We start from the raw sequence: 13817 nt of genomic DNA on the forward strand, positions 1-13817 counted from the left end.
AATTAAAAATGGAGAATGCAAGGCTTTCTTTTAAGGTGTTCATGACGACCAAAACAAATGACCGATTGATGAATGGTATTAAATAGAGTGTGATAAAAGACGGTTTGAAGCCGATTGTAACAATAATTGGGTGATTCTGGTTCGTAGTATAACGAAGAACCGGAAGCGCCTAATTGTTGTTACAGTAAGGCTTCAGTCTTTTGGAACACGTTTAAAGGCGCCAATCTACCAATCAAATTGATAGATCGACGCCCCGTTGCAGCTGGTTCATAACGATTGATGTGCCAACGCTTTATGACTCTATTTAATACCATTCATCAATCGCTTAATACGCGGTACCATGAATACTAATAAGACACCAAGAGCGACAGATGCCACACCAAACCATGTAAAGTAAGCAACTTCATTGTCAGCTGAATATAGTGTTACTAGCTGAGCATTTAATGCTGATCCTGCTGAAGAAGCCAAGAACCACATTGACATCATTTGTGACATAAAAGCTTTCGGTGCTAGCTTCGTGGTTACTGATAAACCAACGGGTGAAATAAGCATCTCACCAATAATAACTAGTGCCCACGAACCAACTAACCAAAGTGGTGATACTTTACCAGTAGTACCAAACAATGCTCCTGGTACAGCCATCAATAGGAATGATGCGCCAGCAAACATTAATCCCACAGCAAACTTCATTGGTGATGATGGTTGATTCTTTTGCCACTTTACCCATAACCAAGCAAAAAATGGTGTATAAAGCATAATGAACAAAGGATTCAACGATTGGAACCAGGCCGCTGGGAACCAAGATGTGTCCACCCGTTCAGCAGCAAACGTTGCTAAAACAATTGATCCTTGTTCTTCGATTGCCCAAAACAATACTGCTGCTAAAAATAACGGAATATATGAATAAACACGTGACCGCTCATTTTTGGTTACCTTAGTAGACGTAATCATCAACACAAAGTACGAGATGGGTAAAATCACTGCCACAATCGTCAATAAATTAATATAACTTTGGAGACTATTCCAACCCATTAGATTCATTAAAATAATCACTAATATAAAGAAAATCACACCAAGAATAATTTTAACGACCAATGGTTTAATTTCTTCTTCTTGTAATGGATCCGGTGCATAATTTGAATCTTCATGAAGATGCTTACCACCAAAGTGATACTGTATCAACCCAAAAAGCATCCCAATTGCTGCTAGTGAAAAGCCAACATGGAAGCCAATATTTTCTTGTGTCCAGCCAACCAATAATGGCGAAATAAATGACCCTAAATTAATACCAAACACAAAAATTGAAAAACCTGAATCACGTGAACTATCATTGTCATCATATAATGAACCGACTAATGACGAGACATTAGGCTTTAGTAACCCTGTTCCAAGGACAATTAAAATCATTGAAACAAACATCGCAGTTGCCCCAAATGGTAGTGATAACGCAATATGCCCAAACATGATTAGGACACCACCCCAGAAGACTGTCCGTCGCTGTCCTAAAATACGATCGGCAATAAAGCCACCAATTACACCTGATAAGTAAACCATCGATGCATAAATCGCCATAATAGATGCAGCTGTGGCTCTAGTGATATTAAGATCACCAGTGCTAATTAAATGCCACATGTAGTATAACAAAATGGCTTTCATACCATAATAACTGAAACGTTCCCACATTTCGGTCATAAACAATGTTTTTAGACCATATGGTTGTCCCAGAAATTTTTTTTCCGTTTCCATAATCAAAAACTCCTTATTCATATCAACTGTTCTTCTACTCTGAACAATGTGATGTCAGATCACTCGTTAAAGTTTACTTGATTTTATAACTTTCGACAAGAACAACCAGCATCTTTCGCTAATTTTTTGCGACCTTGTTATAATCAAATGATGAACCCGGTAAAGAAAGGAGCGTTTATGACAAAAATTATCGTATCCAGTGATAATCACTTTGACGTCAACAAACAAGATATCGGAAAAACTTTGACACAACAGATTACCACCCTAAACCAGCTACAACCAGATTACTATTTAATTGCTGGTGATTTATTTAATGATTTTGAAAAGTCTCTAAAATACGTTCATGCTTTACAACACGCGCTTGCCTCAGATACACGAGTTCTTTTCATTGCTGGTAATCATGATATGGGTCGTAATATTGCCTTTTCTGAATTAGAAACACCCTTAGATACCAGCTACTTTCATAATCAGTATCTTGATATTCCTCAGACAAACTGGCGAATTATTGGTCATAACGGTTGGTATGATTACACTTTTGCCCCAAATGTTGCACCTGAGGCGATTGCCCGCTTTCGATCTGGCTTTTATTATGATCGCGTCATTGACCAACCAATGAGTGATATTGAACGAATGGCTCTTGGCCATTATCAAATGCAAGCGCTATTTGACGATGCCATGAAGCAACACAAACAAGTCATTTTCTTCACACACTTTGCGCCCATTAATGATGAGCTCTTTTATCCGCAAGATAATACACGCTGGACAATGGTCAACGGCGTTTTAGGATCAGCAAAAACGGGTGAATTACTAGCACATTACTCTAATATTCGTCATGTTTTCTATGGCCATATTCACGTCACTGTCCCCCCACGAGAAAAGGGATCACTCACTTATTATAATCCAAGCGTTGGTTATAATCGTCACCGTTTAAAAGAATGGACAGCTGATACATTTTATCAATCGTGGCGTAACAAAATTATACAAATAGTGTTGACAAACAAATAACTATTCTGTATAGTATATATTCGTTGAGTGATATCTTAATTACTTAAACGATACATATGGGGGTTTAGCGAAGTCCGGTCAAACGCGGTGGACTGTAAATCCATTCCTTCGGGTTCATAGGTTCGAATCCTATAGCCCCCATCATTATTGGGATATGGCCAAGTGGTAAGGCATCGGTTTTTGGTACCGTGTATTCGCTGGTTCGAATCCAGCTATCCCAGCTACAAAGGGTCAATGAGCAATTACGCTTGTTGGCTTTTTATTTTGCACTTTTCTCGACACAATTATAATACCCCTTTTTATTACACAAAAAAACTGTTAACCGACCATACTAAATGGATGGATCGATTGACAGTTTTACTGTTATAACGCGTTACTTTTAATCATAACTAATTTTCAGTTTTAAAATGCGCTGGCATTTTGGCCGCCTTCACAATTGTACCAATCGCAATAAATGTACCCAACATCAAAATAGTAGCCATACCGAGATCATTGGTAAACTGTGATAACGATACCATCAAACCTGAAAGGATATTCCCAACTGGGCGTGTTGCTGAAAAGGCACCAGAATAAGCACCAATCTGAACTGGATTCATCATGTCAGCACGCATTGTTTGGCTAGATGGTACATTAATGATCTCACCTAATGTAAAGACAAACGAAATAAATACTAATGGCCAAAAATCACGTAACAAGAAAGAAACAGCAAAACCAAGTCCTTGTAAGAAAGTGCCAATCGCAAAGCTTCGTAATAATGGCCAACGGTTTGTATAGCGATTAATAGCATTCATTGCTAACACAATGACAACGGTATTAATAACCAACATAAAGGAAAGCATTCGTTGACCATAAAAATGAATCCCTACAAATGTATAATCATGGAAATACTGTGTTAGATGAGCCGCTAAATAGAAATCTGGTTGTGAATAAATAACAACTGAAAAAATAGAACCAAACATAAATAGCACATATCGTTTATCTGATAATACTTGTCCGTATGATTTTACAGCACTCCAGACCGATGAATTAGCTTGCACATTCGTCATATCCAGAGTTTCAGACATACCAAATTTCACAATTGCAGCATTGATCAAACCCACCACCGTTGAACCCAATAACAATTCGAAAAGGTAGTCTCGGAAAAACCATCCACCAATTGCGGCACCTAACATGACACCAATATTAATTACCCAATAAATCAGGGCATAAACAAATTTCCTATTTTTTACTGTTGAGGCATCAATCATCATCGCTTGTTCTGCTGGATCTGATAACGAAGCACCAATTGACGCCATTAAAAACCCAATAAAAGTGATATATGGATTTGTATACCAAGGTGCATTGACTAACATCGCCAGACCATAGCCAGTAATAATTAATACCGAACCAACCAGGATTGTCCGTTTACGGCCCCACACATCTGATAAATGGCCACCATAAAGTCCAGCAATAAAACCAGCAACTGAAACAACCATTAATAAAAATCCTGAAACAAATGCACCAAAGTATTGCACATAATAAATTGTCATATTGGGGCCAATCGAACTACCTAATAGAACTGTTAAAAACACAGTCAACGTTCTTAACTTCAAATTTCGATTAAGCGCCATAAATTCCTGCATAACCTTTACCCCTTAGCCCATAAATTCAAATTGTTTCTATGTTACCACAAGCTAACGACCATTGTCGCACGAAAATAGCTTCCGTTGTTTCATTTAACAGTATTTTAGTCTATGGATTACTAACATTTAGTTTTACAGTCTAGATGTGATATAATTGCCCCTATAAACAAGGAAAAGATACGAGGCTGCTAACTATGACGATAACTAATTTAAAAAAAAATAATTTTGAGGACATCATTTTCCCATATTGGGATGATTTGCCTAATTTTGATTTGTACATGGATCAAGTTGTAGAATTTATCAACAAAGTATTAGCACCACTTGAGATGCCAACCGTAACCTCTACAATGATCAACAACTATGTGAAGAAAAAGATGATTTTAGCACCAATTAAAAAGAAGTATCAAACGCTACAGGTTGCTGATATTTTAATCATTTCGTTACTAAAACCTATTTTTTCATTAGATCAAATTCGTGCAGCAATCGATCAAATCACAGCAGATGATTATCCTAAGAATGCGTATAATTCATTTGTTGATACATTGCTGGGTTTTTTCAAAAACCCAACCAGTACGCCAACTGAAGGATCATCATTAGAAACACAACTCATGCAATCTGCTGCTAGTGTTTTATTCCATAAATTAGAAGCCGAAAAAATATTAGCCACATTACAAGCACAGCACCCTATCAAAGAAGTACCAACAACGAAATAATTTGACTGTTACGCGTGTGATAAAAGCTATTTAAAGAGCCGTGAATCTACCCATTTTAATCTGGTAGATTCACGGCTCTAGTAATATAACTAATTGATTAATTTTACTATTCGCCACTTTCTTCTTCCGGTGTTAAAGGCAATAAAATAATAAAGCTTGTCAAATCATCATTTGATTCAACACGCACTTGACCACCATGAGCATTAATCACACCATTAACAATCGCCAAGCCAAGTCCTGTTCCACCTGTTTTGGTATTACGAGAACTTTCCACACGATAAAATCGATCAAATAACCGCTTGATTGATTCTGCTGGAATTTTCGCACCATTATTTGTCACTCGAATTTCAACTTGATTATCTGCCACCTGTTTTGCAGACAAACGAACAAATGTGGCACCTTCGCCATACTTTAATGCATTATTGATAAGATTCATAAAGACGCGTGCCAAGCGATCTGGATCACCCACCATTTCAATAACTGTCGGATTAGATACTGCTGAAATGACAACACCCTTTTGTTTCGCTTCTAATTCATAATTAACAGCCAACTGCTGTAACATGGCAGCTAAATCTAATGGTGCCCAATGTAATTTAAAATCAACTTGATGTACCTGTGTGTAATCAAATAAATCTTCTACTAGAGATTTCATTTGTCCTGATTTATCAAAAGCCGTTTGTGCGTATTTCATAATATCAGCACGGCTCAATTTTTGTTGACCATCATCGTTAATAATCAACCCAAGATAACCCAAAATAGAAGTTAATGGTGTCCGTAAATCATGTGAAACATTAGTCACCATTTCATCCTTTGATCGTTCAATTTCATGCTCTTCAACCATTGCCCGTTGAGCAGCTTCAAACACATCGTTCACATTCTGAACTAATGGTCGTAACCGTCTACCCCAATGATTAACTGCCAATCCTGCGCTTTTTGTATCGCTAACTTGTGGTACTAACTCATGTACCGCAAAAATCAATTCCGCCAACTTCATCTGTTCATAAAATTGCCAAAAAAAGCCCAACCAAATAACTAATAAAATGACACCGACAGCAACGACCAATATTGGCGACTGTCTAGTAACTAAGATTAATTCTGACCAGACATTAGTAGCCTGCCAACTTGGTTGAATGATGAGAATCAAACCAATCCCCATGCATACAAAAAGCAGGGCAGAAACCACTGCTTTGACCATTAGCATCAGCCAATTCAGCATTTTTTGTTTCATCCCCACTGCCTTTCTTAATTAAAGTACTTCGATCTTATAGCCAACACCCCATACTGTTTGGACAACTTGGTTACCACCGGTAGCAGCTTCCAATTTATCACGTAGATGTGACACATGGACCATGACTGTTTTTGCTGAGACAACTGATTCTTGTTGCCAAACGCGTTCAAAAATATCGTCTGCACTAAACACCCGATTTGGATGTGATGCAAGTAAATATAAAATACCAAATTCTAGTGCTGTTAAATTGATATCAACACCATCAGCTGTTCGCACTTCATGACTATCTTTATTAATCGTTAAGGGACCAACATCTAGTACTTCTGGCGTTGCTTGTGCCAAACCATTTTGTGCTCGTCGGAGTAAAGCACGCACTCGTGCCATCACTTCTAATGGATTGAATGGTTTTGTCACATAATCATCTGCGCCCGTAATAAGACCTTGGATTTTATCCATCGCTCCTGACTTAGCTGATAGCAATAAAATAGGCACTGGATTATCTTTACGAACTTCTTTCAAAACTTCTGTACCACTCATTTCGGGCATCATAATATCTAAAATAATTAAACCGATATCAGGATTTGTCCGAATCTTTGTCATGGCTTCTTTACCATCGCTAGCAATTACTGGCTCATAGCCTTCGTTTTTAACGTAGATTTCTAGTAATTCAGCAATTTCATGATCATCATCAACAATCAAAATCTTCATTAATCTACCCTCGTTGCTTCCTTTTGGCTACTTATTTTTTAGACTGTGGCTGTGTATTTGTACCTAGGAAACCACCACGAATACCGGTCTTTGCACGCCAATAGCGGAATCCGAAGAAGGCAATAACTGCAAAAACAATGTATAACCATCCTGGCAACAAAGGATTAATAATTGCAGGCAAATAGGCAAGGCCAAGATATGCCAAGAACCAAATTGCAAAGGCCACCACTGAAACAATCGCTTTTTTCCAAAATGACACATGCTTACCATCTTTACGTGGTGCAATAGTTAAAGTAACTGCTGCGAAGAAGACACCACCCAATACTGAAGTTAGTACTAATGACGTAATCCCTGCTGCACCAGCCGAACCGTTTGAAGCGCCAGCACCACTGAAAAGTAATGTTAACCCAAACATAAAACTAAACATCATAAAGAAGGCAATCCCATTATCAATTGCCAATGGCCAAAAACCATAGCTCGCATAGCCACGTCCAGCTTCACTCTTTTCCTCTGCTTCAGTTTTTAAGCCCATTGCTTCAGCTGGTGAATTGTATAATTGCTTTGCTGTCACACCCGTTTTTTGTGCTGTTAATAATTTTGCACCAACCTCGGTAATCAGTTGAGCCTTTGATTCATCGCCATTTGCAATAATGACCATCTGACGGATAAACTCTTGATTACGCCTTGTTAACCCAGAAGTTGCGAGTTCTTTTACCGTCGGTAGTGTAGGTTCTGGCACCTGTGGTTGTGTTTGTTCCTTTGACTCTGTCATATTTCCCCCAATTAAACATTGAACAAGAATTCGATAATATCACCATCTTGCACAACATATTCCTTTCCTTCTGAACGACGACGACCAGCCTCTTTAATCGCCTTCATTGATGCATACTTATCTAAATCTTCGAATGAAACTGTTTCAGCGCGAATGAAACCGCGCTCAAAATCTGAGTGAATAACACCCGCTACCTGGGGTGCCTTCATGCCAGCCCGAAATGTCCAAGCACGTGTCTCCTTACCACCAGCCGTAAAGAAGGTCCGCAAATCAAGCATATGATAGGCAGCTCGAATCAATCGATTTAACCCAGGTTCCGTGATGCCTTGTAATGCCATAAATTCAGACTTATCATCATCATCCATTTCCGCAATCTCTTCTTCAGCCCGAGCAGAAATACCAATGACACCAGCACCTTCTGTTTCAGCATATTGCTTAATTTGTTGGTAATATTCAGATGATTCAGGATCAGCCATGTCATCTTCGGCAACATTTGCAACGTATAGTACTGGCTTTGATGTTAGTAAGAATAAATTATGAATGATTTTTTGTTCATCGTCATCCCATTCGATAGAACGGGCAGGTTTACCCGCTTCCAAAGCTGGTTTCAATTGATCTAAAACGGCTAATTCTGCAATAGCTTCTTTATCTTTGGCAGACTTAGCTGTTTTTTCCACACGACTATAACGCTTATCAATTGATTCTAAATCAGCCAACACCAATTCGGTATTAATGGTTTCAATATCATCCAATGGATCAACTTTACCAGAAACATGTGTAATATCATCGTCATCAAAAGCTCGTACAACATGCACAATCGCGTTCACTTGACGAATATTCTCTAAGAACTTATTGCCAAGTCCTTCTCCTTGTGAAGCGCCTTTCACAATTCCCGCAATATCTGTAAATTCAAAAGTCGTTGGCACAACTTTGTCTGCTGGAATCAACTCTTGAATACGATCCAAACGATCGTCAGGTACCTCAACCATACCAACATTTGGTTCAATTGTCGCAAATGGATAATTAGCCATTTCCGCACCGGCCTTTGTAATTGCGTTAAACAAAGTCGACTTACCAACATTTGGCAAGCCAACAATTCCTGCTGTAAGAGCCATTTTATTTACCTATCTCTCTTTTCATTCATTAATCTTGTGTATTTTGTAAGACACGTTTAAATCGTTTATCAAAATCATGACGTGTCATAACGACTTGGTGTTGACAACCTTGACAGACAATTTTCATATCAGCACCAACTCGTGTAATCTGCCATTTATTAACACCGCATGCATGTGGTTTTTTCATTTCAACAATATCATGTAAGTTATACATCACTGCCTCCATTATCCCTTATCTAAATCAATGCCTAAGGTTTCGAAAATACGATTTAAATCTTCATCTGACAAATAAGTGATTTCGATTTTACCAGCGCCTTTACGATTACGTGTCATATGAACTTTCGTACCAAACTTATTTTCCAAAGCAGTTGTTGAAGCTTTGATATATGGTGACAAACTTGGTTGACTTTTCACTGGTTCAGATTGTTCATTAAGTTTATTCACTAATTGTTCTAATTGCCGAACCGTCATTCCTTCTGTAATGGCTCGCTTAGCAACTGGCACAATACGTCGCTTATTACGTAAACCCAATAATGTTCGTGCCTGTCCCATTGATAATTTGCCTTCATTCAGCAAATCTTTTACTTCATCGGGCAAATTTAACAAGCGCAAAAAGTTTGCGACCGCCGAACGAGCTTTTCCTAACCGCTTAGCGACTTGTTCTTGCGTTAAATGCAAGCCATCCATCATATCACGATAGGCTTGCGCTTCTTCTAAGGGAGTCAGATCTTCACGTTGTAAATTTTCAAGAATCGCTGCCTGCAACATTTGATTATCATCTAATTTACGGACAATTGCTGGAATCTCAGTTACTTGTGCTAACTGTGATGCTCGCCACCGACGCTCGCCAGCAAGCAGTTCATACTGACTACTATCTTGAGGATTATGACGGACAATAACCGGTTGCAACACGCCATTTTGTTTAATCGATTCTGCTAATTCCTGTAGCTTTTCCTCGTTAAAAACATGCCGTGGTTGAAATGGATTAGCAACCATCTTTTCAACCGCAATATCTCGCACTTCATCACCAGTTGCTACTGAAGTATCAAGGCCCTGATCAGCAAACAAAGCTCCTAAGCCACCACCTTTTTTACCAAGGCCACCTAAACCTGTTTTTTTAGATTTCACCATGAGATGTTAGGACCTCCCTTGCTAATTGTGTATAAACTTCTGCCCCTTTAGACTTAGGGTCATAATCAATAATCGCCATACCACGTGATGGTGCTTCTGATAAACGGACATTACGTGGAATAACAGTGTCATAAACTTCGCTACCAAAGTACTCACGAACATTTTCAATAACATCAGCGGACAAATTTGTCCGTGGATCCACCATCGTCATTAAGACCCCTTCAACTTCCAAATCCGGATTAAAATGCTTTTTCACTAGTTTCATGTTATTCATCAATTGTCCCAAACCTTCTAGCGCATAATACTCTGCCTGGACAGGAATTAGAATCGAATCAGCTGCTGAAAAAGTATTAATGGTCACCAGTCCTAATGAAGGTGGATTATCAATTAAAATGTAGTCATATTGTTCACGAATGTCACCAAGCGCATTTTTCAAGCGTAATTCACGTGCCATCACTGGTGCTAACTCTAATTCCGCACCAGCCAACCGAATTGTTGCTGGTACAATATCAACACCTTCATGTGAAGTTGGTAAAATAACATCTTCTAACGGTACATCGTTAATTAATACATCATAAATATCTTGCGAAATATTTGACTTATGTACACCTGTACCTGAAGTCGCATTCCCCTGGGCATCAGTATCAATGATGAGTACTTTTTTACCAAAGGTTGCTAATGATGCAGCCAAATTGACAGTAGTCGTTGTTTTACCAACACCACCTTTTTGGTTTGCCAATGCAATAATGTGTCCCATTACTTTCCCCTTCCTACAGTGGCTTACGCGCTGGATCTCCCGGTTTCCGTGGATAACGATTAGGTGTGCCCACTTTTTTATGAATGATAATAATTGATCGTGGATCACCATTTGGTAAATTAACTGGGATCGTTTCACCAATCTTGCCACCCAATTTTGTTATGGCATCTTTTGCCTCAATTAATTCTTCATCGGCAGCACTACCTTTCATGGCTAAAAGTGCTCCCCCAACTTTAACAAGCGGTAGCGTTAATTCACCCAATACATTTAATCTCGCAAGCGCTCGTGCAGTTGCAACGTCATATTGCTCACGGTGTGGTGATTTCTTATGACCAAACTCTTCCGCACGAGCATGAACAACTGTTACATTTGATAGTCCAAGTTCTGTGACTAATTCTTGTAAAAATTTAATTCGCTTGTTAAGTGCATCAATAATCGTAATTTTCAATTGTGGAAAGGCTATTTTCAATGGTAATGATGGAAAACCTGCTCCTGCACCAACATCAATCATATGAAGCGCTTCAGTCTGTAACTTTGGATAGGCCCAAGCTAAAGTCAGTGAATCAAAAAAATGCTTTAAATACACTTCATCGCGCTCTGTAATAGCAGTTAAATTCATGTGTTCATTCACTGCTACTAAACGATTATAGTATGTTTGATATTCTGACAATTGTTTATCATCTAAAATAACGTTTTTTTCGCGTAGTGCCGCCGCAAATTCTTCGGGATTCATTATCTTTCTCCAAACTGATTCCAATACTAAAAGAATACCGCAAAATGCCTATCTATTCAATAGATTGACGTGGTTGAATCTAAAAAACAAGGTGTTAATGTTCCACGTGAAACACCAACACCTATGCCATTAAATCGCTGAAATTTTGTTTATAAACCAATTATTAAATGCTATAACATCTACAGATGTTGCCACGCTAACATTTGTCGCTGAATTTTCATGGACAACAGTTGCTCCCATGGCTGGTCCTTCTGTGACAACAGTCACTTGATAGTCATGAAATTGAAAGGATTCTGGATGCGCTAGATAAAACAATGTATTCACGTCATGCATCGGTTTTGCACCATCTTCATCGTCCGCATAGTATTTAAATAATGACTGAAGCATTTTACCTGTTTGATTGATTTCACCTAATTTATCAATGTTTTCTTTACTTAATAACGCCTGTAAAGTCACATTTAAACCAATCATTTTTATTGATAATCCTGATTCGAATAATATCTTTGCTGCATGGGGATCAGTATACACATTAAACTCAGCAACACTCGTTATATTGCCTTTTCCTAAAGACCCGCCCATCACAACGACCTGTTTTATTTTAGGCAATATTTCTGGATACATCCGAATCAATAATGCAATATTAGTAAAGGCTCCCGTTGCAACAAGCGTTAAAGGTTCTTCACTCTTACTTAAGACATCATGAATTGCTGTCACTGCATGTTCACTTAAAGGCCTGCTGGTCACAGGTGGAAATGTCCAGCCAGCCATACCTGATTTACCATGAATATCCGCCGCGTCTTCATATTTTTTGATTAAAGGACGAGTAGCGCCAGCAGCAACAGATATAGTCGCTGATTTGTGAAAAAATTCCACTAATCGTAGTGCATTACGCGTTGTCTTATCAACAGACACATTACCAGCAACCGTTGTTAACAATTGTACTTCAAAGGTATCGTCTGTTAATGCAATTGCAATCGCAGCTGCATCATCAATTCCTGGATCCATATCCAATAATATTTTTTCCATTATTTTGCCCACCTGTTTTCATTATTCATAAACGACTACTTTAAACGTTGCCATATTTTTTCTTGTATTTTTGGTTGTGGATCTTTTTGACTATCCGCCATCGTTTGCCATTTACCACGTGTTAATCGTTGTGCACTCACTTCAGCGGTTAAAATGGTAACGGTCCACTTTAAATGTGTATAAACATGTGTTACTGGTCGCCCAGGTAACTTCTTTAAATTAGCCACGATACCATAATCCATTGCTAATCGTTTTTGCGTTGCTTGAATCATTTCATCTTCTGTCCAATTCGCATCTTTGTCCTGTACGAAATCTGTTAATGGATATAACGGCATCGTCCAAAAATGACTCAATAAGCCATTTGCTGGTCGTTGTTCCCATAAGTAACCAACAGGTGACTGAACTGCAATGGCAAAATAAGTCACAGGCTTTGGCTTGGGTGTCTTGGTTTTCACTGGATAAAAGTCTTCAGTGCCATCTAAATATGCCGCATTAAATGCTTTTACTGGTGAATGTTCACTATCATAATTCTTAGCACTCATATAAGATGACCCTAAATCCATTATCGCTTGATTAAAATCTCCAGGTCGTTGTGGATCAATAATTTTTTTACCAACATCAAAGAAAATTTGTCGCGTTTTGGTTTGTGCAATATCTGCATCAATTTTAAATAATCGTGCCAAAACACGAAAAGCATTCCCGTCAATTGCTGGTACGGGTTCATTGAATGAAATGCTTGCAATCGCAGCTGCTGTATATGGACCAATGCCAGCCAATTTTTGCAAATCCTGCATATTATTAGGCCAAACTGCTGCATACTCATTAACAACTTGTTGGGCAGCCTTTTGCATATGACGAACACGTGAGTAATATCCCAAACCTTCCCATGTTTTCAACAATACTTGCTCTGGTGCATTTGCTAAATCACTGATTGTTGGAAAGGTTGCCATAAATCTTTCAAAATACGGTATCACGGTTTGTACTTGTGTCTGTTGTAGCATAATCTCAGACACCCAAACATGGTAAGGTTCATGATCCTGTCGCCAAGGCAAATCTGCCCGGCCTTCTCGATCATACCATTGTAATAAAGTCTGTCTAAACGCGTTAATTTTTTCTTCGTGCCACATCTTGATCATGACATTTTGCCACCTTTTTTAAAAGTTATTTACCTAGTGTAACATTTTCTAACCTGAGATTTGCCTAACTCACTGATAATGAGAGATAATAGTGTTATAAAAAATAAGAAAGAGGCATTATCATT

The 13817-nt window shown here is 38.5% G+C and carries 14 protein-coding genes and 2 tRNA genes; 4 read left to right on the top strand and 12 right to left on the bottom strand.

Annotation, left to right across the window (positions count from 1 at the left end; translation table 11 throughout):
• Window positions 1-300 precede the first annotated feature (300 nt).
• The gene (locus ACSKY2_RS06320) at window positions 301-1746 is read right to left on the bottom strand and encodes a peptide MFS transporter (protein ID WP_489877146.1); all 1446 of its coding nucleotides are present in this window, start codon (window positions 1744-1746) and stop codon (window positions 301-303) included.
• Window positions 1747-1923: 177 nt separating this feature from the next.
• On the opposite strand from ACSKY2_RS06320, the gene ACSKY2_RS06325 reads away from it, so the two are divergent.
• The 3 genes from ACSKY2_RS06325 to ACSKY2_RS06335 all read left to right on the top strand — a co-directional run bounded on the left by ACSKY2_RS06325 (window position 1924) and on the right by ACSKY2_RS06335 (window position 2972).
• Window positions 1924-2751 (top strand): metallophosphoesterase, encoded by an 828-nt coding sequence (locus ACSKY2_RS06325; RefSeq protein WP_489877147.1) that lies wholly within the window; start codon window positions 1924-1926, stop codon window positions 2749-2751.
• 58 nt (window positions 2752-2809) lie between these two features.
• Window positions 2810-2892: transfer RNA gene (locus ACSKY2_RS06330), tRNA-Tyr, on the top strand.
• A gap of 7 nt (window positions 2893-2899) precedes the next feature.
• Window positions 2900-2972, top strand: a tRNA-Gln gene (locus ACSKY2_RS06335).
• A gap of 168 nt (window positions 2973-3140) precedes the next feature.
• Here the strand turns inward: ACSKY2_RS06335 and ACSKY2_RS06340 are convergent.
• Complete coding sequence (locus ACSKY2_RS06340) at window positions 3141-4373, bottom strand: MDR family MFS transporter (RefSeq protein ID WP_489840570.1); 1233 nt, start codon at window positions 4371-4373, stop codon at window positions 3141-3143.
• A gap of 194 nt (window positions 4374-4567) precedes the next feature.
• Here ACSKY2_RS06340 and ACSKY2_RS06345 point away from each other — a divergent pair, with 194 nt between their 5' ends.
• Window positions 4568-5086 carry a DUF1836 domain-containing protein gene (locus ACSKY2_RS06345; RefSeq protein ID WP_489840569.1) on the top strand — a complete coding sequence of 173 codons (519 nt, stop codon included), beginning with the start codon at window positions 4568-4570 and terminating at the stop codon, window positions 5084-5086.
• A gap of 106 nt (window positions 5087-5192) precedes the next feature.
• Here the strand turns inward: ACSKY2_RS06345 and ACSKY2_RS06350 are convergent, their stop codons facing one another.
• The 10 genes from ACSKY2_RS06350 to mutY form a co-directional block, all read right to left on the bottom strand.
• Complete coding sequence (locus ACSKY2_RS06350) at window positions 5193-6314, bottom strand: sensor histidine kinase (RefSeq protein WP_489877148.1); 1122 nt, start codon at window positions 6312-6314, stop codon at window positions 5193-5195.
• 18 nt (window positions 6315-6332) lie between these two features.
• A complete protein-coding gene (locus ACSKY2_RS06355; RefSeq protein ID WP_489840567.1) occupies window positions 6333-7022 on the bottom strand; it encodes a response regulator in 690 nt (229 codons plus the stop codon).
• Window positions 7023-7053: 31 nt separating this feature from the next.
• Window positions 7054-7794 (bottom strand): DUF1129 domain-containing protein, encoded by a 741-nt coding sequence (locus tag ACSKY2_RS06360; RefSeq protein ID WP_489840566.1) that lies wholly within the window; start codon window positions 7792-7794, stop codon window positions 7054-7056.
• A gap of 11 nt (window positions 7795-7805) precedes the next feature.
• A complete protein-coding gene (gene ychF, locus ACSKY2_RS06365) occupies window positions 7806-8909 on the bottom strand; it encodes a redox-regulated ATPase YchF (RefSeq protein ID WP_489840565.1) in 1104 nt (367 codons plus the stop codon).
• Between the two features lie 28 nt (window positions 8910-8937).
• A complete protein-coding gene (locus ACSKY2_RS06370) occupies window positions 8938-9123 on the bottom strand; it encodes a DUF951 domain-containing protein (protein WP_489840564.1) in 186 nt (61 codons plus the stop codon).
• Between the two features lie 11 nt (window positions 9124-9134).
• Entirely contained in the window at window positions 9135-10040 is a 906-nt protein-coding gene (locus ACSKY2_RS06375) for a ParB/RepB/Spo0J family partition protein (RefSeq protein ID WP_489840563.1), read from the bottom strand.
• A complete protein-coding gene (locus ACSKY2_RS06380; protein ID WP_489877149.1) occupies window positions 10027-10797 on the bottom strand; it encodes a ParA family protein in 771 nt (256 codons plus the stop codon). Before ACSKY2_RS06380 ends, ACSKY2_RS06375 begins: the two co-directional genes overlap by 14 nt.
• Window positions 10798-10810: 13 nt before the next feature.
• Entirely contained in the window at window positions 10811-11530 is a 720-nt protein-coding gene (rsmG, locus tag ACSKY2_RS06385) for a 16S rRNA (guanine(527)-N(7))-methyltransferase RsmG (protein ID WP_489877150.1), read from the bottom strand.
• A 129-nt stretch (window positions 11531-11659) separates the two neighbouring features.
• Window positions 11660-12556, bottom strand: coding sequence for a ribonucleoside hydrolase RihC (gene rihC, locus ACSKY2_RS06390; RefSeq protein ID WP_489877151.1), 897 nt, complete (start codon window positions 12554-12556; stop codon window positions 11660-11662).
• 35 nt (window positions 12557-12591) lie between these two features.
• Window positions 12592-13692: an A/G-specific adenine glycosylase gene (mutY, locus tag ACSKY2_RS06395; RefSeq protein ID WP_489877152.1), complete on the bottom strand. Its 1101-nt coding sequence runs from the start codon at window positions 13690-13692 to the stop codon at window positions 12592-12594.
• Window positions 13693-13817: the final 125 nt, after the last annotated feature.

This window comes from Weissella sp. ESL1156 (assembly GCF_058505625.1).